29 protein-coding genes are annotated in these 26313 nt (G+C 36.3%); 27 read left to right on the top strand and 2 right to left on the bottom strand.

The window, feature by feature from the left end; genetic code table 11:
• Positions 1–2 precede the first annotated feature (2 nt).
• Positions 3–1379 carry an HD-GYP domain-containing protein gene (locus tag ACP5Q2_RS07230; protein ID WP_424605860.1) on the bottom strand — a complete coding sequence of 459 codons (1377 nt, stop codon included), beginning with the start codon at positions 1377–1379 and terminating at the stop codon, positions 3–5.
• Positions 1380–1410: 31 nt separating this feature from the next.
• A complete protein-coding gene (locus ACP5Q2_RS07225; protein ID WP_424605859.1) occupies positions 1411–2055 on the bottom strand; it encodes a lactate utilization protein in 645 nt (214 codons plus the stop codon).
• 131 nt (positions 2056–2186) lie between these two features.
• On the opposite strand from ACP5Q2_RS07225, the gene hfq reads away from it, so the two are divergent.
• The 27 genes from hfq to ACP5Q2_RS07090 are packed head-to-tail and all read left to right on the top strand — an operon-like array spanning position 2187 to position 26307.
• Positions 2187–2414: an RNA chaperone Hfq gene (gene hfq, locus ACP5Q2_RS07220; protein ID WP_013451788.1), complete on the top strand. Its 228-nt coding sequence runs from the start codon at positions 2187–2189 to the stop codon at positions 2412–2414.
• Positions 2415–2942 (top strand): DUF4416 family protein, encoded by a 528-nt coding sequence (locus ACP5Q2_RS07215; protein WP_424605858.1) that lies wholly within the window; start codon positions 2415–2417, stop codon positions 2940–2942.
• Positions 2939–4150, top strand: coding sequence for a diguanylate cyclase (locus ACP5Q2_RS07210; RefSeq protein ID WP_428098695.1), 1212 nt, complete (start codon positions 2939–2941; stop codon positions 4148–4150). Before ACP5Q2_RS07215 ends, ACP5Q2_RS07210 begins: the two co-directional genes overlap by 4 nt.
• Positions 4143–5273, top strand: coding sequence for a hypothetical protein (locus tag ACP5Q2_RS07205; RefSeq protein WP_424605856.1), 1131 nt, complete (start codon positions 4143–4145; stop codon positions 5271–5273). Before ACP5Q2_RS07210 ends, ACP5Q2_RS07205 begins: the two co-directional genes overlap by 8 nt.
• Before the next feature lies 1 nt (position 5274).
• Entirely contained in the window at positions 5275–5580 is a 306-nt protein-coding gene (locus ACP5Q2_RS07200) for an FtsB family cell division protein (protein WP_428098692.1), read from the top strand.
• Positions 5534–6886, top strand: coding sequence for an exodeoxyribonuclease VII large subunit (gene xseA, locus ACP5Q2_RS07195; protein WP_428098689.1), 1353 nt, complete (start codon positions 5534–5536; stop codon positions 6884–6886). The genes ACP5Q2_RS07200 and xseA overlap by 47 nt, the downstream gene beginning before the upstream one ends.
• Entirely contained in the window at positions 6879–7352 is a 474-nt protein-coding gene (gene greA, locus ACP5Q2_RS07190; RefSeq protein ID WP_424605853.1) for a transcription elongation factor GreA, read from the top strand. Before xseA ends, greA begins: the two co-directional genes overlap by 8 nt.
• 1 nt (position 7353) lies before the next feature.
• A complete protein-coding gene (locus ACP5Q2_RS07185; RefSeq protein ID WP_428098686.1) occupies positions 7354–8694 on the top strand; it encodes a sigma-54-dependent transcriptional regulator in 1341 nt (446 codons plus the stop codon).
• A 12-nt stretch (positions 8695–8706) separates the two neighbouring features.
• Complete coding sequence (pgsA, locus tag ACP5Q2_RS07180; protein WP_428098684.1) at positions 8707–9282, top strand: CDP-diacylglycerol--glycerol-3-phosphate 3-phosphatidyltransferase; 576 nt, start codon at positions 8707–8709, stop codon at positions 9280–9282.
• Complete coding sequence (gene plsY, locus ACP5Q2_RS07175) at positions 9282–9878, top strand: glycerol-3-phosphate acyltransferase (protein WP_428098681.1); 597 nt, start codon at positions 9282–9284, stop codon at positions 9876–9878. Before pgsA ends, plsY begins: the two co-directional genes overlap by 1 nt.
• On the top strand, positions 9871–11028 hold the full coding sequence (gene ribD / locus ACP5Q2_RS07170; protein WP_424605849.1) for a bifunctional diaminohydroxyphosphoribosylaminopyrimidine deaminase/5-amino-6-(5-phosphoribosylamino)uracil reductase RibD: 1158 nt from the start codon (positions 9871–9873) through the stop codon (positions 11026–11028). The genes plsY and ribD overlap by 8 nt, the downstream gene beginning before the upstream one ends.
• Positions 11013–11648, top strand: a complete 636-nt coding sequence (locus ACP5Q2_RS07165) for a riboflavin synthase (RefSeq protein WP_424605848.1) — start codon at positions 11013–11015, stop codon at positions 11646–11648. Before ribD ends, ACP5Q2_RS07165 begins: the two co-directional genes overlap by 16 nt.
• 45 nt (positions 11649–11693) lie before the next feature.
• Positions 11694–12923, top strand: coding sequence for a bifunctional 3,4-dihydroxy-2-butanone-4-phosphate synthase/GTP cyclohydrolase II (locus ACP5Q2_RS07160; RefSeq protein WP_424605847.1), 1230 nt, complete (start codon positions 11694–11696; stop codon positions 12921–12923).
• A 12-nt stretch (positions 12924–12935) separates the two neighbouring features.
• Positions 12936–13409 (top strand): 6,7-dimethyl-8-ribityllumazine synthase, encoded by a 474-nt coding sequence (ribH, locus tag ACP5Q2_RS07155; protein WP_424605846.1) that lies wholly within the window; start codon positions 12936–12938, stop codon positions 13407–13409.
• Entirely contained in the window at positions 13409–13834 is a 426-nt protein-coding gene (locus ACP5Q2_RS07150) for a transcription antitermination protein NusB (RefSeq protein WP_428098678.1), read from the top strand. Before ribH ends, ACP5Q2_RS07150 begins: the two co-directional genes overlap by 1 nt.
• Positions 13827–14219 carry a hypothetical protein gene (locus tag ACP5Q2_RS07145; protein WP_428098820.1) on the top strand — a complete coding sequence of 131 codons (393 nt, stop codon included), beginning with the start codon at positions 13827–13829 and terminating at the stop codon, positions 14217–14219. Before ACP5Q2_RS07150 ends, ACP5Q2_RS07145 begins: the two co-directional genes overlap by 8 nt.
• Complete coding sequence (locus ACP5Q2_RS07140; protein WP_428098675.1) at positions 14216–14467, top strand: DUF4911 domain-containing protein; 252 nt, start codon at positions 14216–14218, stop codon at positions 14465–14467. The genes ACP5Q2_RS07145 and ACP5Q2_RS07140 overlap by 4 nt, the downstream gene beginning before the upstream one ends.
• A 6-nt stretch (positions 14468–14473) precedes the next feature.
• Positions 14474–15409, top strand: a complete 936-nt coding sequence (locus ACP5Q2_RS07135) for a 3'-5' exoribonuclease YhaM family protein (protein WP_428098672.1) — start codon at positions 14474–14476, stop codon at positions 15407–15409.
• A complete protein-coding gene (locus ACP5Q2_RS07130; RefSeq protein ID WP_428098669.1) occupies positions 15402–16634 on the top strand; it encodes a uracil-xanthine permease family protein in 1233 nt (410 codons plus the stop codon). The genes ACP5Q2_RS07135 and ACP5Q2_RS07130 overlap by 8 nt, the downstream gene beginning before the upstream one ends.
• Positions 16635–16636: 2 nt before the next feature.
• The gene (gene upp, locus ACP5Q2_RS07125) at positions 16637–17272 is read left to right on the top strand and encodes a uracil phosphoribosyltransferase (RefSeq protein WP_424605840.1); all 636 of its coding nucleotides are present in this window, start codon (positions 16637–16639) and stop codon (positions 17270–17272) included.
• A complete protein-coding gene (locus ACP5Q2_RS07120; RefSeq protein ID WP_428098665.1) occupies positions 17247–17927 on the top strand; it encodes a DUF502 domain-containing protein in 681 nt (226 codons plus the stop codon). Before upp ends, ACP5Q2_RS07120 begins: the two co-directional genes overlap by 26 nt.
• Positions 17920–18711, top strand: coding sequence for a shikimate dehydrogenase (gene aroE, locus ACP5Q2_RS07115; protein WP_428098663.1), 792 nt, complete (start codon positions 17920–17922; stop codon positions 18709–18711). Before ACP5Q2_RS07120 ends, aroE begins: the two co-directional genes overlap by 8 nt.
• 9 nt (positions 18712–18720) lie before the next feature.
• Positions 18721–20421, top strand: a complete 1701-nt coding sequence (pilB, locus tag ACP5Q2_RS07110) for a type IV-A pilus assembly ATPase PilB (protein ID WP_428098660.1) — start codon at positions 18721–18723, stop codon at positions 20419–20421.
• Between the two features lie 18 nt (positions 20422–20439).
• Complete coding sequence (locus ACP5Q2_RS07105) at positions 20440–21552, top strand: type IV pilus twitching motility protein PilT (protein WP_428098657.1); 1113 nt, start codon at positions 20440–20442, stop codon at positions 21550–21552.
• A 25-nt stretch (positions 21553–21577) separates the two neighbouring features.
• Positions 21578–22789 carry a type II secretion system F family protein gene (locus ACP5Q2_RS07100; protein ID WP_428098654.1) on the top strand — a complete coding sequence of 404 codons (1212 nt, stop codon included), beginning with the start codon at positions 21578–21580 and terminating at the stop codon, positions 22787–22789.
• A complete protein-coding gene (locus ACP5Q2_RS07095) occupies positions 22786–24273 on the top strand; it encodes a histidine kinase dimerization/phospho-acceptor domain-containing protein (RefSeq protein WP_428098651.1) in 1488 nt (495 codons plus the stop codon). The genes ACP5Q2_RS07100 and ACP5Q2_RS07095 overlap by 4 nt, the downstream gene beginning before the upstream one ends.
• Before the next feature lie 15 nt (positions 24274–24288).
• Positions 24289–26307: an alpha-amylase/4-alpha-glucanotransferase domain-containing protein gene (locus ACP5Q2_RS07090; protein ID WP_428098648.1), complete on the top strand. Its 2019-nt coding sequence runs from the start codon at positions 24289–24291 to the stop codon at positions 26305–26307.
• Positions 26308–26313: the final 6 nt, after the last annotated feature.

Below are 26313 nucleotides of genomic sequence, written 5' to 3'. Positions count from 1 at the left end.
CATTACTCATAAATTCTTTTATCAATGAAAAAGTTTATAATGTTTATATCAAGTTTGTTTTCCTCACCCTCTTTTTTGATTATGCTTAATGCAGTTTCAACAGGGAGAGCCTTTTTGTAGGGTCTATCTTTTGCCGTAAGGGCATCATATATATCCGCAATGGCCATTATCCTTCCATATGGATGAATTTCATCCCCTTTAAGCCCAAATGGATAACCAGAACCATCCAACTTTTCATGGTGCATACAGGCAATCTTTGGAACATCTTTCAGCTCTTTGGTCCATGGGATTGCAGAAAGGTAGACATAGGTATATAAAACATGTTTTTCCATCTCCTTTCTTTCTTCTTCCGTTAGTGATCCTCTTTTGACAATAAGTGCATTGTATTCGTCGTTATCCAATATTGGAATCTTTTGGCCAGCCGATTCTTCGATATTAAGATGCAGCAGATTGTTGAGCATGTTTGAGATGTCTTCCTCCAAAACCGTCGGCTCATTAGCTTTTTTGATCTTTTCAAATAGATTTTGAGGATCTTCACCAATAAAACCGGCTTTGTGGGCGTAAAGGATTTTGTATTTTATTTTTTCTAGTTTATCTTCAGAGACCTTTTTAGCCTTTTGTAATATATATTCTTTTACCCCTATTTTGCCAAAATCGTGGAGTAAGCAGGCATACTTCAGCATTGTATATTGATCTTTTGTTAAAGTAAAATCGGGGAAGATATCTTTATGTTTTGACATTTCGGATGCTATTTTCAATGTAAGGTTTGTAACCCTTTCGGTATGACCTCTTGTGATGGGATCCCTTGCTTCTATAGCCTGTATGCTTGCTTTTATAAAACCTTCCCACATATTTTCTATTTCGCTGTACAACAGAGAATTTTCAAGTGAAACACCTATTATTCCTGATAATGAGTGGCAGATAATCTCATCCTGTTTGGTGAAATAGTATGGTTCGGTTTTTTTATTTATGAGTTGAACAACCCCTATTAAGTCATTTTTACGATTCAAGAGTGGGATTGTAATCATAGATCTGGTACGATAACCTGAAAATCTGTCAAAGTCTCTATTGAATCTATATGGCTCGGAATCACTTATTTCGTAAGCATCTTTTATATTTAATATCTTTTTATTTACTCCAACATATCCTGCAATACTCTTCTCATCAAGGGGCATAGCAAATTCTTTAAATGGTAAATCTATCGAATCGTTCTGTGTGTATTTGAATATGAGGGTATTGTCCGCATCATTATACAGAAAGATACTACCGGCATCAGCATGCAATATATCCCTTAATTTTTTCAGGGAAATATCCATGAACAGATTTAGATCTTTTATCCCAAAAAGTTCATAAACAATTTCTACAAATTTCTGTTCCATCATGTACCTATTTTATTATAGCATAAAAAAATCAAAAACCAAGATTTTCTCCAATCAATATGATCTCAATATTGGAAGGGATCGGTCTTTTTTCTATGATAGATATTACTCTACAGATTCTCTGGGGGGAATTACAATCGGTACAGTATCCAAGTGTTGCACATGGCGTATTAACCCCCAGCCTTCTGGCATTCATTGGGGAGGCTATTCTTTTTATTCTGTTTATTCCATCATCCACGTTTTTTACTATCTTATTAATACCTGCTACTATAACAGTTTTTTTAGGACCAAAAAGCATCGCATTTACTCTATTTCCTACACCGTCTATATTCACAAGTTTTCCATCTTCTGTTATGGCATTTGAGGATGTAATAAAAAGATCCGAAGTTTGCTGCTTTTTTCTTATCTCATGCTTCTCTTCCGGAGTGATATCCGGTAGGTTGTGATTTAAAATGATCTTATTTTTCATGACCTCTCTTTCCAATAGTTTGAGATCTTTGATGATGGTCATTGATCCACCGATACCTATGACGTTGTATTCGCTTATAATGGTGTCGATATATGTCAGAGCAGTGTTTGAGTTTTCATAGTATGATGCCCTGAACCCATTCTTTAAAAGGCTGTCTATTGTTTTTTCTGCTAATGTGGTATTGTGCCATTTTTTTATCTCCAGCATCATTTCCTCCTAACCTGTATAATATTATAGTATTACATTTTGTACTGATCGTCAAAAGAAATTTTCTCTTGAAATGGTAAATTTTATGAATTATAATGTAAAACAATTCAAAGAAAAAATAGAGGGGTAATATGAGTAAAAAGCTGAATATCCAGGATGTATTTTTGAATTTTGTCAGAAAGAAGAGGATTCCAGTGACCATTTATCTTATAAATGGTGTTAAAATGGAAGGGGTGGTGAAAGGTTTTGATAATTTCGTGGTAGTTTTAAAAGATGATTCCCAAAAAATGATTTATAAGCATGCCATTTCTACAATTTCACCAAACGAGGAAATTGCCGACATCACAACTCTTGAATAGATGGTTTACGGTGGAGGGGTTAGAAGACCCCAAAATGTCATACTCTTTAACGCTGTAATGTTTAATCCTGATGAGCTCGGAGACCCACTGCCGATCCTTGAGAAATATTTTGGAGAGGTTTTCCTCAAGACCTCTCTTTTTGCATTTGAACACACTGATTATTATAATAAAGAATTTGGATCTAATTTATATAAATGTTTCGTGGCACATAGGAAGATCATTCAGCCGGATAGGATTGTGGAAATGAAACTGAAGGCTGTTGAAATTGAGGATATGTACAAAAAAGATGGAAAGAGGAGGCTCAATTTAGATCCAGGTTATGTGGCAATTGAAAAGGTTGTGGCGGCAAGTACCAAGAATTTTACCCATCGGATATATATTGGAAGAGGAATCTATGGAGATCTTCAGTTATCCCGAAGAGGGGATAGATATGAACCGCATCCGTGGACGTTTTTTGACTATAAACTTGATGAAGTTATAATTTTTTTTGATACAGTTAGAAAGAATCTTATGGAAGGTGTTTTATGAATATTAAAAATATTGCAAACTCTGTCGGATCTATCGTTATAGAGGGCTTAAAAGAGATAAGAGGGAAAAGGGTTCCCCTTACCGCCACAACATTGGCAAACTATCTCAAAGAGAATGAGGAGTTTTATAAGATTTTTGAAGGGATTCAGAGTACAGAAGTAATACAGGAATTAAGGTACTTTTTGATCGAAAAGGCCTCTTTCTTTGCTTCTGTTTTAAACGTACAGGATTTTATTCAAATAAAAGATAGTCTGGAAAAGGATCCGGAAGGTGAACATTTAAAAAATGATATAATAACTATTATCTCCCTTGTGGCTGAATATCTTGATAAGGCAATAAACGTACAGAGTAGACTAAAGAGTATTATTGATGAGATAGTAATCAGATTTGATAAGACCTCAAATACGTTAAATAGTATACTTGAAGAAAACAGCAATATTCTTAAAAAGGATATCGAAGAAGATAAAAAGATTGCAAATGAGTTGACGGGTGTTAACCATTTAATAATAAATGAATCTTCAATAGAAGCTCTCAAATCAATGGTGTTAAGCAAGGTGGATGAACTATCAAAAGAGATTTCAAAAAAGATTGATAACAAACACACAGCTTTAAAACATCTAGAGCAGGAAAAAAAGCATGTAAATAAGGAACTTTCTGAATACAAGTTAAAAGAGCAGGAATTGGCCAAGATAAAAAAAGAATTGGAAAAGTATAAAATGGAATCTGTAACAGATCCCTTGACGGGGCTTTTCAATAGAAAGTTTATGATTAAAAAGATTGAAGAGGAGATAGAACGGGGAAAAAGGTATGGATCGAAGTTTTCCATCATCTTTTTAGATATTGATAATTTCAAAAGAATAAATGACGTTTATGGCCACATTGTAGGGGATTTTGTTTTAAAATACCTTGCAAATATAATCAAGTCGGAGCTTAGGAAAGTAGATTATGCTTTTAGATACGGTGGGGAAGAGATGGTGATACTTCTTTCGGAGACAAATCTTGAAAATGCTCTAAAATTTTCAGAGAGATTGTTGGAGATCGTAAGGAATACCATTTTTAAATATAAAACTGAAGATCTTAAAATTACTGTTAGTATTGGTGTGGCTGAATTTAAACCGGGTGAAACTATCGAGCAATTGATAGAAAGGGCGGATATGGCAATGCTCAAGGCAAAACAGGCAGGAAAAGATAGGGTGGTAAGTGGATAGTTTTATTAAATTATTGTCAAAAGACCATCTTACAGATGTCGAGATACAATCAGTTTTACCTTTATTAAAAACAGATTTACGGGATCCTGTTTTAATAGATCAGCTTTTAAAGCATAATATCTTGAATATTATTACGAAAGAACTTTTATTAAAGAAAAGTAGTGAAGAGCAGGTGAAGCTACTTTTATCTGGTTCGGTACCGATTGTTCCAAAGGATATACCTTTGGTGGTTTTTCTGGTGATAAAGTCTTACCCTCAGCTTTTTAAAGAGCTATTCCAGTATTTGATAAAACTTGATGACACGACAAAAAAGAATATCGTAAATAATATCTTATTTGAAGGGGAATATCTATATTTTTTATGCAAACTACTTAAAAATGATCCTATGTTTGTTTCAGAAATAATCGCCAGGTCCAAAGTAGACAGGAATCTGCTGGAGATTTTATCTTCATCCACCGAGCCGGAAGTACTTTTTAGAGTATCAAACTTACGTCCTATACTGGAAAAAGATCACCATCTTATCAAAGCCCTTCTATACAATCCATACACTCCCGATGAATCTGTGGTTTTTCTGAAACAGATTTTGGTGGATATGTCATTAGAAAAACCTGAACAGGAAGTTAAAGAAGAAAAATTTATTGATGAAAAGGGATCTGAAGTAGAGCTTTCCGAAGATGACCTTCCAAAAGAGATAAAAAGAGAGGTGGAAGAAAACCTTTACCAAAAAATATCAAAGATGACAATCCCCCAAAAGATAAAATTAGCTTTGAAGGGGAACAAAAGTGCCAGAATGTATTTGATAAGAGATCCAAATAAGCAGATATCCACATCGGTGCTTTCAAATCCTAAAATAACAGAGGATGAGATCTCTTTTATTGTAAAGAATAAGTCCACCCCAGAGCATATAATCAGAGAGATTGGGAAAAACAATACCTGGATAAACAACTATTCCATTGCTAAGGATATGGTATTTAATCCTAAAACACCTCTGGACATTTCCATGAATCTTTTAGGAAGGCTGTCCATATCCGATATTGAAAAGCTAACTAAATCCAGGGATGTTCCAACTGCATTAAAAAACCAGGCGTTGAGAATATTTCAGGCAAAAATAGGTAAAAAGTGAAATGAGGCATATAATCTTTTTGATTTTGATTGTTGGACTTGTCTTTTATCTTGTTTTTAGTACCAATGGACTTATCCAATACCAGGAACTGATAAAGATCAAGGAGAAGTATAGAAGGGAGTCTATGGAATATGACAAGAGGATCTCCAGGCTTCAGGAGGAGATAGAGCTTTTGAAGAAGGATAGAGACTACCTTGAAATGGTAATTAAGAAAGAGCTGAACTACAAAAAAATGGATGAAGATTTATACATTATATTAAATGGCGATGAAAATTCTAACGGTATCAGAGATAACAAAACTAATTAAAAATCTCATTGAAAATAGTTTCAATGAGGTTATTTCGGTACAGGGGGAGATCTCTAATCTCTCCACATCCCCTTCTGGGCACCTCTATTTTACTTTGAAGGATAGCGGTGCTCAGATAAAGGTTGCTCTCTTTAGAAAATACCTGGTGTTAAACAGAGGTTATAGTCCTAAAAATGGTGATCTTGTCGTGGTGACGGGGGATATAACGGTCTATGAACAGGATGGAGTCTATCAGATTATAGCCAAGAAGATTGAATACAGCGCTGTGGGTTTATTTTATAAAAAATTTGAAGAGACAAAACTTAAGCTGGAGCGGGAGGGGCTATTTGATAGTTTAAGAAAAAAACAGATCCCACTGTTTATCAAGAAGATTGCTGTCCTCACATCACCTTCGGGGGCTGCAATAAAAGACTTTTTGAAGATCTTAAAAGACAATGGGGTATGTCTAAAGATAGATTTATGGCCTGTACAGGTGCAGGGTATTTCTGCCATCAATGAGATTGTGGAAAGTATAAAAAAGGTCTCCTCTTATGCTGATTATGATCTAATGATTCTTATGAGGGGTGGTGGATCCCTTGAGGATCTCGCCATATTTAACGAAGAGGTTATCGCAAGGGCATTGGTGGATTGCCCAATACCTACAATTACGGCGATTGGACATGAGAGGGATGTAACCATTGTAGATTTTGTGGCTGATTTTAGATCACCTACCCCTACAGCAGCTGCAGGTGTAATTGTGGAAAGGTATAGGCAGATCACCGATCTGTTGTTTGATGCGGAAAAATATATTATCAAGGAAATGGAGAATAGACTATACAGAAGTTCCCAGAGGGTTGATAACCTTGCTTTGAAACTTGATAAAAATTCCCCTTTGTCAAAAATCAAAAGGGTTCATACATTTTTGGCTTTATGCGTTGAGACTTTGAAAAATAATATTAATTTAAAAATTAACGAATTAAATGGTAAACTAGACTATATAAAAGCTATGTTAAAAAAGAACACTCCACAGGTAAAGCTTAATCTTGTAAAAAAAGATATATTTAATCTGGAAGAGAGGATGAAAAAGGATTTTAACAAGAGATTATCTTCTTCTTTGGACAGAATTGTTATGTTTGAATCGGTATTGAAAAATATTGATCCGGAAAATTTGCTTAAGAAGGGTTATTGTATTGCTTTTCGGGATAAATCTGTTATTACCGATGTCAGGCAGATATCGCTGGAAGATAACCTTGAAATTAAGATGAAAAACGGATATATTCATACTCTTGTGGTTGGTAAAAAAAATTTGGAGGAACGGAATGGATAGAATACCTATAACACCTGAAGGTTTTGAAAAGCTAAAAAAGGAGCTTGAAAGACTTAAAACTGTGGAAAGGAAAGAGGTCATAGAGGCCATAAAGGAAGCAAGGGCTCATGGTGATTTGAGTGAAAATGCTGAATATGATGCGGCAAAGGAGAGACAGGGTCTCATTGAGGCCAAGATTGCGGAGCTTGAATCGAAGATCGGTAGATTTGAGGTGATAGATCCTTCTAATTTTTCTGGTGATAAAGTGGTTTTTGGTGTTTATGTGGAGATAGAGAATGTGGAAACGGGGGAGAAAAAGAGGTATCGTATTGTGGGCCCTGACGAAGCAGATATTTCAAAAGGTTATATTTCTGTTATATCCCCAATTGCAAAGGCTCTTATGGGTAAAAGTATAGGTGATACAGTACTCGTGAGAGCTCCAGGGGGAGATAAGGAGTACGAGATACTTGATATATCATTAACTTAATATGCCATCAATATTAATTTTAGATGATGAAAAATCGCTGAGGGAGATTCTTGAGATCCTTTTTACAAATGAGGGTTTTTCCGTTTTTTTAGCCAGAAATATTGCGGAAGCAAAAAAAATCATTGATAATTATAAGATAGATATAATACTGTCCGATCTTGTTGTTGGTAAGGAGAATGGTCTTGATTTTATAAGGTATACTTACGAAAATTATCCTGGGATCCCTTCCTTGCTCATTACTGCTTATGCGAGTCCTGATACCGCAATGGAGTCTATAAAATTGGGTGTTGTGGACTATATCTCCAAGCCTTTTGATAATGATGAATTGGTTAAGATGGTAAAAAGTATTATATGTAAAGAGTGTGATAAAAAATATCCTGATGAACTGAATAAGATAATAGGTAAAAGTAGATTCGTAGATGAATTAAAAGATAGAATAATCGATATTGCTGCGGGGGATTCCTCTGTATTGATAACTGGTGAGTCTGGTACCGGAAAGGAACTGGTGGCAAGGGCTATCCATGAATTAAGCGGTCGAAAAAATAAACCTTTTATTCCAATAAATTGTGGTGCAATTCCCAGCGAAATTATAGAGTCTGAACTTTTTGGGTATAAAAAAGGGGCTTTTACCGGGGCATATGCAGATAAAAAAGGGTTATTTGAGATGGCCTCGGGTGGTACTGTGTTTTTAGATGAGATAACAGAGCTTCCTTTTAACCTTCAGGTAAAGCTACTGAGAGTTCTTCAGGAGCGGAAGATTATGAGGGTGGGCTCTACAGATGAGTTTGATGTGGATATAAGGGTAATTTCCGCCACGAATAAAGAGTTGGAAAAAGAGGTTGACGAGGGGAGATTTAGAAGTGATCTGTACTATAGAATAAATGTAGTTAGAATAGAATTGATCCCTCTTCGGGAGAGAGTGGAGGATATAGAACCTCTTGCAAAATTTTTTTTGAAAAAGTTTTCGGATCATATGGGGAAGAATATAAAAGAGATCTCTTATCCTGTAATGGAGCTTTTAAAATCTTACGATTTTAAAGGGAATGTAAGAGAATTACAGAACATCATAGAAAGGGGGGTTGCTCTGGAGAAATCTGATAAGCTACTTCCGGCAAGTATTCTGGGGTATTTTTCAAAAAAGATTGCCGATGATGACGATATTTTGCCAGAGCTTAAGCCGGATTCCCCTATACAACTTGAAAAGGTACTTGAAACTATCGAAAAAAAGTATATAACATCAGCATTAAATCTTACCGGGAATAATCAAAGCAGGGCCGCAAAGCTTTTAGGTATAAGCTTGAGGATTTTAAGGTATAAGGTTGAAAAATATCGTTTGTTATAAGGATGCTTTTTTATGATGTTTGATAAAAGTTTCATGAATCTTCCCAATCAGCTCACAATCCTCAGGGTACTGATAATACCTTTTTTTCTAATTTTTCTCTATATGGATACGGACACCACAAATATTATAGCCACCGTCCTGTTTGTGATAGCATCCATAACAGACTATATAGATGGATATCTGGCAAGAAAATACCAGATTATCACTGATTTTGGAAAGATATTGGATCCTGTGGCGGATAAGATACTTGTGGCTTCAAGTATGATAGTCCTTGTGGAGCTAAATAGGTTGGCTGGTTGGATAGTGATTTTAATGTTATCAAGAGATTTTGTGATAGGAGCTTTGAGAAATTTTGCAGCAAGTAAGGGGGTGGTGATTGCTGCTGGTTTTTCGGGTAAGCTTAAAACAGTTTTACAGATGGTGGCCATTGGTTGTTTGATATTCAAACGTCCTCTTTTTAATCTTGATACATTTTTTATAGGTAAGATACTTATCTATATTGCCCTTTTTGTATCCCTGTATTCGTGTGTTGTTTACTATTTAGACTTTTTTAATAAAAAAGAGGGGTATAAAGAAAAAGAAGTATGATGAAAAATATAATTCTTGCAATTTTTATGTATATTATAGGATCCATCCCCTTTTCCTTTATTCTCGTGAAGGTGGTAAAAGACATTGATATAAGGACTGTGGGTAGTAGAAACGTTGGGGCCACTAATGCCGGTAGGGTTCTTGGATTCTGGGGTTTTTTGGTGGCTTTTTTACTGGACATGGCAAAAAGCTTTGTGCCGCTTTTTATCTTGAAACATTTTTATCTTTATCCTCCCGAAACGTTGTTGATTTTGGGCATAGTGGCTATATTAGGGCATACTTTTACGATATTTTTAAATTTCAAAGGGGGTAAAGGTGTGGCCACCGCCGTCGGAGTATACCTTGCCGTTTGCCCCATCAGTCTTGGGATAGCTTTCGTTGCTTTTATACTTGTTGCTCTTATATTTAGAATGGTGTCTCTGAGCTCCATCATTGCAGCTGTTGTGTTGCTTATATCTGTGTTTTATTTAGAAAATTCCACGTTTCTTAAAATAGCTACATTTTTTGTGGTGGTTTTTGTAATCTATAAACATAAAGATAACATAAAAAGGATATTAAACGGTACAGAAAAAAAGATAGGAGAGAAAATTGGTTAATCCTCTGTTAATTATGGATGAAGCTATACAGCTGGCTTTGATGGGTAAGGGGTATAATTATACAAATCCCATTGTGGGGGCCGTTGTCGTAAAAAATGGGAGAGTTATCGGTAGAGGTTATCACACCGGTTTTGGAATGCCGCATGCGGAGATAGAAGCTTTAAAAGATTGTGAGGAGTCCCCTGAAGGTGGCGATCTTTACGTTACTCTTGAGCCCTGCTCCACTACTGGCAAGACCCCGCCATGCACGGAAGCAATCATAAAAAGTGGTATAAAAAGGGTTTTCATAGGGGTGGTGGATCCAAATCCTAATCACAGCGGTAATGCTATAAAGATCTTAAACGATGCTGGTATAGAAGTGTTTTTGGGATTCAATGAATATGTCTGTGCAGAGATTATAGAAGACTTTACAAAATTTATCCTGAAAAGGCAGCCTTACTTCACATTAAAAGCCGCTTCTTCAATAGATGGTATGATAGCCACATCCACCGGAGATTCAAAATGGATTTCAGGTGAATCCTCAAGGGTATACGTACATTACCTCAGATCTGTCAGTGATGCTATTATTATTGGTATCAATACAGTTAAAAATGATGACCCTTTACTAAACGTGCGTAATTTCAACAGGGAAAAGGAGCCTTTAAAGATAATACTTGATTCTAAACTATCGATTTCTCCAGAATCAAAAGTAGTGAGAGATTTTGGAAAGTATCTCATTGTTGCCACCACTGTAAGCGATGATGCTAAAATGGATCTTTTGAAAAGTTATGGTGTAAGGGTGCTTATATGTAAAGAAAAGAATGGTCTTGTGGATCTGATGGATCTCTCTGATAAATTGGTAGCATTGAATCTACTTAACATATTTGTGGAAGGTGGCGGTAAAGTTTTTGCTTCATTTATCAAAGAGGGTTTGGTGGACAGGTTTTACCACTTCATCTCCCCAAAAGTTATCGGTGGCGATGGTGTGCCACTTTTTGGTGACCTAAACTGTGTAAAAATAGAAGATGCTTATAAATGTAAGCTAACTGATACCAAAAGGTTTGAAGAAGATATTTTACATGTATATAAATTTAACGATTATACAGATCATGTGCTTCAGTTGACAGAAAAATTTAGAAATAGGTGTAAATACGGATGTTCACAGGGATAATCGAAGAGGTAGGTACGGTTAGCAGGGTAATCAGGAAGGGAGAAAATGCTGAGTTGCAAATTAATTGTAGCTTAATACTTGACGATGTGCGGGTGGGTGATTCTATTGCGGTGGATGGTGTATGTCTTACTGTTACTAAAAATAATGAAAATAACTTTATCGCTGATGTTTCCTATGAAACCATCTCTAAAACAACACTTTCCAGTATTAAAAATAATGATAAGGTCAATTTAGAGAGGGCTCTTACTTTAAATAGCAGGCTTGGAGGGCATCTTGTATTGGGGCATGTTGATTGTGTGGGAATCGTAAAACAGATCAGATTTAGAGGGGAGAGCATCGAGCTTAGCATAGGGGGATTCGATCCCATAAAACAGTATATTGCTAAAAAAGGTTCAATTGCGGTAAATGGTATAAGTTTGACGGTGTCAGATCTTGGGGAGGACTATTTTACCGTTGCGGTTATTCCACATACGTTTGAGGTTACAACGCTTAAGTATAAAAAGCCTGGAGATGGTATAAATCTTGAAGTGGATGTTATTGCAAGATATGTAGAAAGATTATTGCAAAATAGGGAAAATAATAATAGATTAGAAAAGATGCTTGTGGATTATGATTGGTAATAAAAAATCTATATGGAAAATTATGAATTTAAAATGGGAGAAAATATGGAAAGTGATGTAAAAATAGGTATAGAAGAGGCGATTGAAGAGCTTAGAAAAGGTAAGATGATCATTTTAGTGGATGATGAAGATAGGGAGAATGAAGGTGACCTTGTAATTGCAGCCGATTTTGTAACGCCTGAGGCCATAAATTTTATGGCAAAGTATGGAAGAGGTCTTATCTGTCTTAGTCTCACAGCCAAAAGGTGTGATGAACTTGGGCTTAACCTTATGGTGAACGAAATGGGTAATACCGCAAGATTTGGCACTGCATTTACAGTTTCCATAGAAGCAAAAGAGGGGGTAACCACCGGGATATCTGCCCATGATAGGGCAAAGACGATAAAAGTAGCCATAGATCCCAAAACTAAGCCTTCAGATCTTGCAAGACCAGGACATGTATTCCCACTGAGGGCAAGGGATGGTGGGGTGCTTGTGAGGGCTGGGCAAACTGAGGGTTCTGTTGACCTATGCCGGATGGCGGGGCTTACCCCAGCAGCGGTGATATGTGAAATTATGAAAGATGATGGTACGATGGCACGTATGCCCGATCTGGAAATTTTTGCCAGGGAACACGGCATAAAGATAGTGACAATTGCGGATCTTATTGCCTACAGATTAAAAACGGAAACAGTAGTGGAGGAGTCTGCCGTTGCGAATCTTCCTACTATCTTTGGTAAGTTTATTATAAAAGGGTTTAAAAATGTTATAGATGGGCAGGAAGCAGTGGCTCTTATTAAAGGTGATATTCAAAAAGATGAACCTGTACTTGTCAGGGTTCACTCCCAGTGTTTGACAGGTGATGTGTTTGGTTCATTGAGGTGCGATTGCAGGTCTCAGCTACATTGCTCTTTGCAGATGATAGAGAAGGCAGGTAAGGGAATTTTGCTTTACATGTTTCAGGAAGGTAGAGGAATTGGCATTTTAAATAAGATTAAAGCTTATCATCTACAGGATGAGGGGTTTGATACAGTGGAAGCCAATCTACACCTGGGGTTTAAGGATGATTTGAGGGACTACGGTTTTGGTGCCCAGATACTCAGGTTTTTAGGGATTAATAAAATGAGATTGATTACAAACAATCCCCGAAAGATCAAGGCTCTGTCGGGATACGGTATAGATATAGTGGAAAGGGTTCCTATAGTATGTGAAGTAACTCCAGAAAATATAAGATATCTTGAAACAAAAGAGGAGAAGCTCGGACACAAGTTGAATATAAAAAAGGTCAAAAAATAATAGGGGTGATCTATGACGGTTAAGGTGTTTGAAGGTAAATATGATGGCAGAGGGTTAAGATTTGCCATAGTGGCATCAAGGTTCAACGACTTTATAGTAAAGAGTCTTGTGGCAGGGGCTGTGGACGCACTTGTGAGACATAATGTGGAGGAAAAAGATATAGAGGTGTTTAAAACACCTGGTGCTTTTGAGATACCACTTATATGCAAAAAGCTTGCAAAATCGAAAAAATATGATGCTGTTATTGCACTTGGGGCTGTTATAAGGGGTTCTACTCCGCATTTTGATTATGTGGCTGCTGAGGTTTCAAAGGGTGTAGCCAAAGCTGGATATGACACGGAAGTGCCTGTCATCTTTGGTGTGCTCACTACCGATACAATAGAGCAGGCTGTTGAAAGAGCTGGTACCAAAGCCGGGAATAAAGGGGCAGAGGCCGCAATGGGGGCACTCGAACTTGTAAATCTTATAAAGGAACAGAATATTTAATGGGTAGTAAGAGACTAACAAAGATAAGAAAATATGCTTTAAATCTTTATTATATGCACCTTCAGAGTGGAGAGATGCTTGAAACTATTGTGGACGGTCTTGTTAAGTATAACGGATTTAATAGAGAGATTCTATTTGAAAGTGTTGGTTTATTAAAAAAAGCTATAGAAAAAACTGTTTTTTCAGATGAGCTTATTGAGAAGTATTTAAAACATGGTTGGAATCTAAATAGATTGCCTATGATGGATCTTCTGATTTTAAGATTGGCTATATTCGAGCTATTTGAAACTGATGACCCTATAAAGGTCATTGATGACTATGTAACCCTTGCAAATAAATACTCTGGACAGAATAGTCCCGGCTATATAAATGGTATTCTTGAAAAAATAAAAAACGATTTTGGTTTGCATACAAAAAATGGTTAAACATATCACGGTGTCATATCCAAGTGTGGAAAAAGATAGAGGGCTGGATATATTTCCAATTTTTTTAGATTTTGATTTCATCAATAGATTACCCAGAGGTGTAACCGCCAGGATAGATTTATTAAACCTTGGGAAAATTTTCGATACTATCAAACAGGTGGATCGTTTGCAAGAGATAGTATACTTTTTGAAGGATGGGTTATGTTTTGAAAGAGGTTTTTTTTTGATGGATTTTAAAAGTTTTTCGGAGAATTTTGAAAGATATATCAGGTTACTGGCAAATTTTGAACAAGATTGTTTTTATTTCGAAAAGAATCTATTTTTGGACTGCAAAATTGTGGCTGAAAAATTGAATAAAATTATTTTTGTGACGGAATTTGTATGACAGAATCGAGTGTAAAAATTAAATTTATTGCAAATCGAGATCAAATTCTATATATAAATAGTATACTGGACTCATATGATGGGATCGGTATAATGAGAACTATAGACCGTGAAAAGGGGCATGTTGCTATCTATTCGACGGAAAGTCAGCATGAAAAGGTGCTCCTTTTGCTAAAGGCCCTAAAAAAAGAGGGGATATATATCAAAGATATCTCTGTTGAAAGGAGTGAAGATGTGGATAGTTGGTGATGAAGTATGGATATGAATCTTAATAAAAAATATATGATTATGGAGATAGCAAAAAGTAACACTAAGGATAATAGGCCTTTCATAAAGGTTGTTCTTATAGATAAAGATGGTGTTCAGATACAGGGGATAATGTTTGATAGCAATAAGCTTAAATTTGATCCCCAGAAGGGTGATGTTGTTGATGTAAGTGGTACTATTCAGAGCTACAATGGTCAGTTTCAGATAAAAATTAATAACATGTCAAAGATGCCGGAGGAGGAATCGAAAGATTTTTTACCAAAGGGGGATTTTGATGAGAATCAGTTGTACGATGAGTTTGTAAGCTTTGTGGAGAGTAATCTGCAAGATAGATTTATAAAAGCCCTCTTTAGAGAGTTTAAAAATGATCAGGATGTCACCACAAAATTTAAAAAAATGCCTGCGGCAAAAAATGTACATCATGCTTACATAGGTGGTTTGCTGGAGCACACCTATTCTGTTGTTAGGCTTGCTGTTATCATGAGCAATTATTATAAAGTAAACAGAGATCTTTTGATGGCAGGGGCTATTTTCCATGATATAGGAAAAGTGTATGAACTGGATATATCAAAAGGTTTTGATTATACGGATAGTGGGAAACTTATAGGTCATTTGCTTCTGGGTATTGAGCTTGTAAATAGCTATTGTGCAAAGATTGATAATTTTCCAGAATTATACAGACACGTAATAAATCATATGATTGCCAGTCACCATGGCCTTTTAGAGTATGGATCCCCTAAAAAACCAAAAACTTTGGAGGCTATTATACTTCACCACATAGACGATATGGATGCAAAAGTTAATACTTTTAAGTCTATATTCATAAAAGATAATATAACAGCTGGTGGCTGGAGCAATTACGATAGGTTGCTTGAAAGGCAGCTATTTAATCATAATATAATGATGGAGGATTCTGATGCATAATTCAATTGGGATAAATAGGATACTGTTGGGTGTCCAATTTTTATTCGTGGCATTTGGTGCCCTTGTTCTGGTGCCACTACTTACAGGTCTTGATCCTTCTATAGCACTTTTCACAGCCGGTGCCGGCACTTTACTTTTCCAGTTTATTACTAAATCTAAAGTTCCTGTATTTCTGGCAAGCTCATTTGCCTTTATTGCTCCTATTCAATATTCAATGAAAAATTTTGGTGTGGGTGAGACATTTGGGGGGCTTGTCGCTTCAGGACTTGCATATCTTCTATTTTCCTTTTTGGTATATAAAGGTGGTGTACGTGCTATAGAAAGATATCTACCTCCGGTGGTTACTGGGCCGGTAATTATGGTTATAGGATTAAATCTCGCACCAGTAGCAATAAAAATGGCAAAAAGCTTTGACGGATCAGGCAACTTTAATGGCAAAGCCATGATAATATCAACAGTTTCTCTTGTCACAGCCATAATAGTGGTAATGTATGGTAGACGGCTTTTGAGTCTGATCCCTATTTTAATGGGTATAATAGTGGGGTATCTTTTTTCTTTGATTATGGGTGTTGTGGATTTAAGCCCAATTGCCAATGCAAAATGGTTTGTTGTGCCATGGCTTGAGGCAATAAAAAATGGTAGTTATGCGTTACCTGTATTTGATCTAAATGCAATTCTTTTTATCTTACCTGTTGCTATTGCACCAGCGATAGAGCATGTGGGGGATATTCTGGCCATCTCTTCTGTAACGGGGAAAAACTATTTAGAAGATCCCGGGTTGCATAAAACATTATTGGGGGATGGATTGGCCACATCTTTTGCGAGTTTACTGGGTGGTCCCCCCAACACCACATATTCTGAGGTAACAGGTGCAGTGGCATTGACGAAAGCCACAGATGTTGTTTATATGAGAATTGCTTCGTTTACTGCTATATTATTGGCTTTTATGGGTAAATTAAACGCAGTATTAAAAACGATTCCTGTGCCAGTTATGGGTGGTATTCTTATATTGCTTTTTGGTATGATTGCTGCAATCGGTGTTGGTACCCTTGTGAGAAATAAAGTGGATATGGCTAAGGCAAGAAATCTTGTGATAGTATCGGTGGTACTGGTTATAGGGATAGGGAATCTCGTTTTGAGTGTGGGTCCTATAACACTTGGTGGAATTGGTCTTGCAGGTCTGGTTGGTGTAATCTTAAATTTCGTACTACCAGAAGGGAGATAACAATGAGACTTGATAATTTTATGCTTGTAAAACATCCATTGATAAGTCATAAATTAACCTTTATTAGAGATGAAAAGACCTCTAAGAAAGAGTTTAAAGAGCTGGTGGATGAAGTGGCGATGCTTATGGCATATGAAATTACGAGGGATTTCCCTCTAGAAGAGGTGACCATTAAAACACCTATTTGTGAAACAAAATCTTACATCCTCTCAGGGAAAAAGGTTGCGCTTGTGCCGATATTGAGGGCTGGGCTTGGAATGGTAGATGGGATTTTAAAACTGATACCATCCGCAAGGGTTGGGCATATAGGGCTTTACAGAGACGAAAAGACTCTGAAGCCGGTGAGCTACTATTTTAAAATTCCTTCCGACACGGACAATCGTGAATTTATTTTGATAGATCCTATGCTTGCCACTGGTGGTTCTGCTTCTGCAGCGGTGGATATGTTAAAAAAAGCAGGGGCAAAAAGTATTAAATTTATGTGTTTAATCGCTGCTCCGGAAGGGGTGGAAAAGCTTTGTTCTGCTCATCATGATGTTAAAGTTTATGCTGCAGCACTTGATGAAAAACTGAATGAAAAAGGGTATATAGTGCCTGGATTGGGGGATGCAGGTGATAGACTCTTCGGAACAAAATAAAAAACAATCCAGTTTTGTTCTGAAATTAAGGAATACTTTTCTGACAGGGCTTTTTGCCCTTTTACCTTTAGTAGTTACTTACTATTTTTTAGCATTCCTGTTGAACAGTATGACCGGTTTTCTCCTACCCTATTTTGATATAATCGATAAAGAATTAGGGTGGGATACGCCAATCTTTCTGAAAAAGATCCTATCTTTTTTTGTTATGATTACTATTGTTCTTATTGCTGGATTATTTACAAAAAATTATTTTGGTAAAAGAGTTATACTAAAACTTGAGAGGCTGGTGGAGAAAATTCCGCTGGTTAAAACAAGCTACAATGCCACTAAACAGATAATAACAACCTTTCAATCCACAAAAACAGATACCTTTAAAAAAGTCGTGCTCGTGGAGTATCCAAGAAAAGGGGTCTATTCAGTTGGATTTGTAACAAATAATAAAAGTATATTACAGGATGGTCATGAAGATAAATATTATACTATCTTTATTGTAACCACCCCAAATCCCACATCTGGTTTTGTTATTATTGTTCCCAAAGATGAGGTGATCATTCTTGATATTACTGTGCAGTCAGCATTTAAGTTTATAATATCTGCTGGGGTGCTATTACCTTCAAAAAAAGGGGAAGAACTGGAAAACAGCAAAGATGTATAAGAACTTTGGACTGATTGGAAAACCTATTTCCCATAGCATCTCTCCTAAAATCCATAATATCTTTCTATATCTCAATAGGTTAAATGGTGGCTACTGTTGCTTTGAGGTGGAGGATTCACAGCTTGCTGATATAATAGATCTTTTTAAAAAGATGCATTTTGCAGGTTTCAACGTTACTTTACCCTACAAAGAGATAATCATCGATTTTTTAGATGACCTGGACAGTGATGCTGAAAAGATTGGAGCCGTTAATACGGTAAAAATCAAGGATGGTAAATTAATTGGCTATAACACAGACATATTTGGGATTAGAGAGACATTTAAATTTTATAATGTTGGACTAGGTGGAAAGGTTATAGTCGTATTAGGTGCAGGGGGAGCTGTTAGAGGATTACTATACGAATTAAAAAATCATGATTATGAGAAGTTGATTATTGTTAATAGAACTGTAGAAAAAGGGTTTTTAATAGCTGAAGAATTCGGTATAAAAAAATATACTGTAATGGATATAAAATCTTTTGATTATTCAAAAAAATATGATATAATTATCAATGGGAGTAGTGCTGGCATATCTGGTGGGGCTGTTTTGTGGGATTTAAAAGCAGATGTGGCTTTTGATATGCAGTACGATTTAGATAAAAAAACTATTTTTTTGGAAAAAGTGGATTGTAAAAAGGGTTTTGATGGAATATTGATGCTTGTGGGGCAGGCTTATAAGGCATTTTGTATCTGGAATGATTTTGATTTTGCGATAGATTATAATGAAGTTATTAAGATGCTTTAGGAGTTTTTGATGATATCTACAAAGATAGGAGCAATATTATTAAGTGAAAACTTAATTACAGAAGAACAGCTTGCTAAAGCCATCGAAGTTCAGAAGAAGGAAGGGGGGCGTTTAGGATCGATACTTGTAAAACTTGGTTTCGTTGACGAAGGAAAGATTGCTGAGTTTTTAAGCCAACAATATGGTGTGCCTTATGTCGATCTGAAGTCCAAACAGATAGACCCTAAAATCCTTTCTCTGATACCTAAGGATCTCTGTAGAAAATATATGGTGGTACCTTTTGATAGGGCTGGTAATGTATTAAGCGTAGCCATAGCAGATCCCTCCAATGCTTATGCCCTTGAGGATCTTAGATTTATTACGGGCTATACGATAAAACCTTACGTTGCAGTGGAGTCGAGTATCAATGCTATTCTTGAAACCGAATCATCCACAGACCTTGCTGTGAGTAACATTATTGAAGAATCATTCGAACTGGATGAACTTGAGATAGAAGAAGTATCAGAAAAAGAGATTTCTGTTGATGCTTTAAGGAAAGAGGTGAATGATACCCCAATTGTTAAATTTGTCAATTATATCCTTCATGAAGCCATAAAACGAGGTGCATCAGATATACATGTGGAGCCTTATGAGAAAGATTTTAGAATAAGATTGAGGGTTGATGGGGTATTATACGACCTTGTCAAACCACCAAGAAATATAAAAGATGCTGTAATTTCGAGGCTTAAGATACTTGCAGAATTAGATATTGCAGAAAAGAGGCTTCCACAGGATGGTAGGATAAAGTTGAAGCTACCGAATAAATCGGTAGACATGAGGGTTTCTACGTTACCTGTTCTTTTTGGTGAAAAAGTAGTTCTCCGTATCCTGGATAAAAGTAATCTCCAGCTTGATCTGGAAAAGTTAGGATTTGAGCCCAGTTCACTTGAAAGATTTATCAATGGTATAGAATCCCCCTATGGTATGGTTTTGGTTACAGGACCCACCGGTAGTGGTAAGTCTACGACGCTATATTCCGCATTGAGCAGACTTAATAAAGTTGATGTGAACATAATGACTGCTGAAGATCCGGTGGAGTATAATATATTTGGTATCAATCAGGTTCAGATAAAGGATGAGATAGGTCTTAATTTTGCATCTGCCTTAAGATCTTTTTTGAGGCAGGACCCAGATATAATCATGGTGGGGGAGATAAGGGATTACGAAACTGCCGAAATTGCAATAAAGGCGGCTTTGACGGGACACCTCGTATTATCCACTTTGCATACAAATGATGCCCCGAGCACAATAAACAGACTTCTTAATATGGGTATAGAGCCTTTTCTTGTGGCTTCCTCCACAGTGGTTATTCTTGCCCAGAGACTTGCCAGGAAGATCTGCTCTAAATGTGCAGAGAAGGTAAAAATACCTGCTGAGGCGCTATTAAGTGTGGGTTTTAGAAAGGATGAGCTTGATAGCTTTGTCCCAATGAAAGGGAAAGGCTGTGATGCCTGCGGTGGAACAGGCTACAAAGGTAGATTGGCTTTGTATGAGGTCATGACTGTGAGTGAAGGGATAAGGGAGCTAATTCTGAGAGGTGCAAATGCCAATGAACTAAAAAAGGCTGCAGTAGAAGAAGGTATGATAACTCTTAGAAGAAGTGGGCTGGAGAAGATTAAGAAAGGTATTACAACCCTTGAAGAGGTTGTAAGAGTTACTTTTGCGGATTAAAAATAAAGGGGGTTAAATATGCCTGAGATGCCTGAAAATCAAGAAACCAGTAAGTATTCCCTGCAGGAGTTGTTGCAAAAAATGATAGAGCTTGATGCCACAGACCTACATCTTACGGTGGGAACTACACCGGTTTATAGGATACACGGAGACCTGGTAAGATTTGGTACAGAGATACTTTTACCAAATGATACCAAAAAGATATGTTATGGTATTATGACTGAGGCGCAGAAAAAAAGGTTTGAAGAGGATCAGGAGTTGGATTGTTCCTTCGGTATAAAAGGGGTTAGTCGATTCAGGGCAAACTTTTTTATGCAAAGGGGTGCTGTGGCGGCTGCGATAAGAAGAATTCCATATCGTGTAATGACTTTTGAAGAGCTTGGATTACCACCTGTTCTTAAAACCCTTTGTGAAAAACCCAGAGGTTTGGTTCTTGTAACAGGTCCCACCGGAAGTGGTAAGTCTACTACCCTTGCAGCTATGATAGACAAAATAAATTCTGAACAAAAAGTACACATAATCACAATAGAAGACCCCATAGAGTATTTGCATCAGCATAAAGAGGCGATGGTAAACCAGAGGGAGGTAAATGCTGACACCAAGTCGTTTGCCAAGGCGTTGAAATATATATTAAGACAGGACCCTGATGTCGTATTAATAGGAGAGATGAGGGATCTTGAGACTATAGAGGCTGCTCTTACAGTTGCAGAAACCGGACACCTCACTTTTGGTACACTTCATACAAACAGTGCTATCCAGACTATAAATAGGATTATAGATGTATTCCCACCACACCAACAGTCACAGGTGAGAGCACAGCTCTCTTTTGTTTTAGAGGGGGTTGTATGCCAACAGTTACTCCAACGAGCTGATGGTAAAGGTAGGGTGATGGTATGTGAGGTTTTAATTCCCAATCCAGGTATTAGAAACCTTATAAGAGAAGATAAATTGCATCAGATCTATTCTATGATGCAATCCGGTCAGTCGGAGCATGGTATGATCACAATGAGTCAATCACTGTTTAATGCCTATGCCAAAGGTTTAATTACTTACGATGAGGCTATAAATAGAGCGGTATATCCGGAAGAAGTTAAACAGATGATAGATAGGTCTGGTATCAGAAGGAGATAATAAAAAGCTACTGCTGGAGGTAGTTGTGGCAAAGTTTAATTATGTGGCAGTTGACGCAACTGGTAACGAAATTAAGGGGGAAATTGAGGGGAAAAATAAAGAAGATGTCATAAAAGCCCTCAAGATGAGGAGAATGACGGTAAAAGAGGTCAAAAGGGATTGGAAAAGTCTTGAGATCTCTTTTGGTGATAAAATAAAAGATGAAGATATTGTTATTATTACCCGACAGCTTTCCACCATGATCAGTGCTGGGCTTCCAATTATGAAGGCCCTTGATATTATTGCAAGTCAGGCCAGTAAAAAATGTGTACGGGAGATGTTTGAAGACATTAAAAGTCAGATTGAGCAGGGGGCACCTTTCAGCAGAGGTCTTGAAAAATACAGAAGTGTTTTTGGTGACCTATACATAAACATGGTAAGGGCAGGAGAAGCAGGAGGATTACTCGATAATGTTCTGGATAGGTTAGCCGGGTATATGGAAAAGGCAATATCCTTGAAGAGAAAAGTAAAAGCAGCAATGATGTATCCTTCTATTGTTTTAACGGTGGCTGTTGTAGTTGTATGGGGGCTTATGGTATTTATTATTCCAAAATTTAAAGAGATGTATGAGGGTTTTGGCGGCACACTTCCAGCTCTAACGCAATTTACCATAAATTTGAGTAATTTTTTGTCAAGCTGGTATGGTGGGGGATTGATTCTGGCTTTCATAGTTATTTCCGTCATTACCATCAGAATCCTTTATAAAAAGAGCGAAAAAGGTAGATACATGATAGATCAATTTCTTTTAAAGATTCCCAAATTCGGTGACCTTTTAAAAAAGGTTGCCATATCAAAATTCTCCAGAACGTTAGGTACTCTTTTGAATAGTGGTGTGCCGATACTTGAAGCGCTTGATATTGTGGCAAAGACAAGTGGCAATAAGGTTATTGAAAAACATCTTATCAAAAGTAAGACAGATATAGAATCTGGAAAAAATATAGTTTATCCTCTTGAAAAAGCTGGTGTTTTCCCTCCTATGGTTACTCAGATGATCTCTGTGGGTGAGGAGACGGGGGCTCTGGATCAAATGTTAACTAAGATAGCAGATTTTTATGATGATGAGGTTGATAGGGCAGTTGAGGGGCTTACAAAATTAGTGGAGCCTATGCTGATGTTATTTGTTGGGGGGGCAGTGGGTTTTGTTATAATTGCCATGTATCTGCCGATATTTAAGATGGGTAGCGTTGTTGGTGGATGATAGATCAGAAAACAAATTATGTTATCATCTCCATCAGACTCTTTATATATGTATTAACATTCTTTTTTAGTAATGTATTAGCAGATATTTTCCGAAGTGAAATAAATACCATTTTATTTATAAATATCGGTTTGATGGTGGTATTTTTTTCACTGATGGTGGTTTTTTTAAGCAAAGTTATAAGTCCAAAGGTGTCCTTTTACATTCAAGCTATTTTTGATTTGATAATTACTTCTTATCTTATTTTGAATACCGGTTATCTGGATAGCCCATATATACTTTTTTTTGCAGTTGTTATCATCTATATGAGTTTTTATGAGGGGTTTAACGGAGGAATTGTAGGTGTTTTAACGGTTATTATAATTTTCTCTTTTTTATTTATTGTTAAAAGTAGTCTTTTTGTCCCTCAATATTACAATTTCAAATATTTTATGCTTTTAAGTGAATATGTGTTGTCATTCTTATTAATTGTTTTTCTCGTAAGCCTGCTCAATAAAAAATATAAAAAGCAGCTTCTGGAGAGTGAAAAATATAAGAGTAGATTAGCTGAGCTTACAAATTTGCACCAGGCTATTATTGAAAATGTTGATTTTGGTGTGATGCTTATCGACAATAATAAATTTATTTTATCAGCAAACAATAGTGCAAGAAAGATATTTGATATTCAAAATCTGGAGGGGATGCGTATTGATGATTTAATTAAGATTGAAGTTTCGGAAGGTATAGTAAAAAATGAAAATAAATTTATAGGGTATAAATTAAGCCCTTTCAAGGATCCTAAAGGGTTAATGGCTGCTAATCTTTTTATATTTCAGGATGTTTCTGAAAAAGAGCAACTCAAATTAAAATTAGAAGAGGAAAGAAGGCTTGCGGATCTTGGAAGGTTTTCCTCCGTCCTGGCCCATGAGATAAAAAATCCTCTTGGGGCTATTAAAGGGGCTTTACAGCTACTTTTGAAAGATGTAAGGGGCGATGACAGACTGGTGCAGATCTTCATGAGGGAGTTGAACAGACTTGATCTTATATTGGGTAATATGCTGATTATTTCAAAGGATAATTTTAAAAAAAGTGATAATATAAAAGTAAAAGATATCCTTGATGATTTCATCTACTATATTAAAAACAGTGGGATTTTTGAAAATCTTGTGATAAAATCAAATTTAGACGATTACTTCAGGTTACCGCTTTCTGACAGTGAATTTAAACAGATAGTATGGAATCTGTTGATCAATTCATATGAGATTAAAAATGATGCAGTTATAGATATTTATAACAATGATAACAAAATGATATACCAGGATAATGGCCCTGGTGTGGATGAGGCAATAATTGAAAATTTTGGTAAACCTTTTTTTACTACGAAAAGTAGTGGTACAGGTCTTGGAATATACACAATTTTTAAGATATGCGAGAAAAATGGGATATCTTTAAAGGTGTTTTCCAATAAAGAGTTTAATGGATTTAAAATAGAATTTATCGTATAAATTATGAGGTGATTTATGAGTTTTTCATTTCTTTTTGGTATACATTGTCATCAACCGGTGGATAATTTTAAACATATCGTTGATGAGGTGACGTTAAAAAGTTATTTACCTTTTATTGAAAGTGCATCTAATTATAAAGAATTTAATTTTGCGGTGCATTTTAGTGGATGGTTGCTGGAGTTTATAAAAAATAATCATCCTGATCTTTTTAAGATGTTTCAAAAGTTATCCAATGAAGGTCAGGTGGAGTTTTTTTCTGGAGGGTTTTATGAGCCTGTACTTTCTGCAATTCCAAAGAGGGACAGAATATGTCAGATAAAAAAGTTAAACCAGTTTATCCACAACAATTTTGGGCAGAAACCCAGGGGATTGTGGCTTACTGAAAGGGTATGGGATCCTTCCATTATTCCTGATCTGGCGGAGTGTGGAATAGAGTATATTGTGGTGGATGATTATCATTTTATATCTATCGGTTTTCATAAAGACTCACTCTACGGTTACTTTGTGACAGAACAGGATGGAGTAAAGATGAATATATTTCCGATAGATCAGAAGCTCAGGTATATCATCCCATTTAAAGAGCCGGAAGATATTTTAAGCTATACTGATGAAATAATGAAGAAAGGTGGGAAATCGGCAATAATTTTTGATGATGGAGAGAAGTTTGGTGTATGGCCAAAGACATACGAGTGGGTATATGAAAAGGGTTGGCTTAAGAGATTTTTTGAGTCATTTATGGAGAGAAAAGATATCTCTTTTAAACATTTTTATCAGTTTGTTGAAGAGAATAAACCTCTGGGACTTGCTTACCTTCCCCTGACTTCTTATAAGGAGATGGGGGAATGGTCTTTATTTGCGGATAAATTTACACAGATGGAGCGGTTTATCTCTTTTGTCAAGAGATCTGAGTTTGCAGATGTGGCTGATATTTTTGTGAAAGGTGCCCACTGGAAAAACTTTTTTGTGAAGTATCCTGAGAGTAACCATATACATAAAAGAATACTCAAAATATCCGAAAAAGCCAAAGAATTGAAAAACGATTATCTGGATGATCTCCTATTTAGAGCTGAGTGCAACGATGTTCTCTGGCATGGGATCTTTGGGGGTATATATCTTCCAAACCTCAGAGATAATGCTTTCAGGTATATTATAAAGGCTGAGAAAGAGGTTGAAAAGATGGAAAAGTCGCCTGATGTGATGGTTGATGATCTTCTACTGGATGGATACGGTACGGCAATGCTTAGAAATGACAAAGTTAATCTTCTTTTTACAGCTAAACATGGAGGTCAACTCAAAAGCTTTGATATTAAAGAATTTGAAATAAACATTCTAAATACCCTCTCCCGAAGATGGGAAGGTTATCATGATGCATTGTTAAATAGCGATAAGGTATCCGACGAGGAGTTGGCTACAGGAATCACGACAATTCATGAGATGAAGGTTTCACTTGATGAAGATATTAAAAAACAGATAGCATTTGACTGGTATGATAGAAATTCATTTGTGGATCATTTTGTGGATGCTTTTACATCTGATGAGATTGCTATGAACCGATATAGGGAATTAGGTGATTTTGCTAATCAGCCTTTTGACATGGAGCTAAAGGAAGGAGTTTTATCTTTTAAAAGGGTTGGTGGTATCTATATGGATAAAAGATATAATACGGTCCTTGAAAAGCAGTTTAGCCTTAAAGAGGATAAACTTCAATTTTCTATATCCATCGATACAGATTACAGCGGAGATTTGTGGTATTTGATGGAGATGAACTTTCATTTTTTTGAATATGAAAATTTGGTTATCAATAAAAAAATCTTTAAAAAGGGGTTTGCCACAACCGCGAAAAGGATCGAAGTGAATGCAGGGAATATTTCATTGAAAATTTTGCTGAATAAGAGTACAGATATGTTTGCTTATAGTGTAGATACTGTTCACCAGAGTGAGCAGGGGGTTGATTTTACCACACAGGGGGTAGCATTTGTATTTCCGTTTAAATTGTCAAAGACGTTGAAAGTAAAAGGAGAAATATATCTTTAATCGGAG

The sequence above is a fragment of the Calditerrivibrio sp. genome, assembly GCF_049968475.1.
Taxonomy (GTDB): Bacteria; Chrysiogenota; Deferribacteres; order Deferribacterales; family Calditerrivibrionaceae; genus Calditerrivibrio; species Calditerrivibrio nitroreducens_A.
Note: the sequence above shows the minus strand (reverse complement) of the source record. Positions and strands in the feature narration are given on the sequence as shown.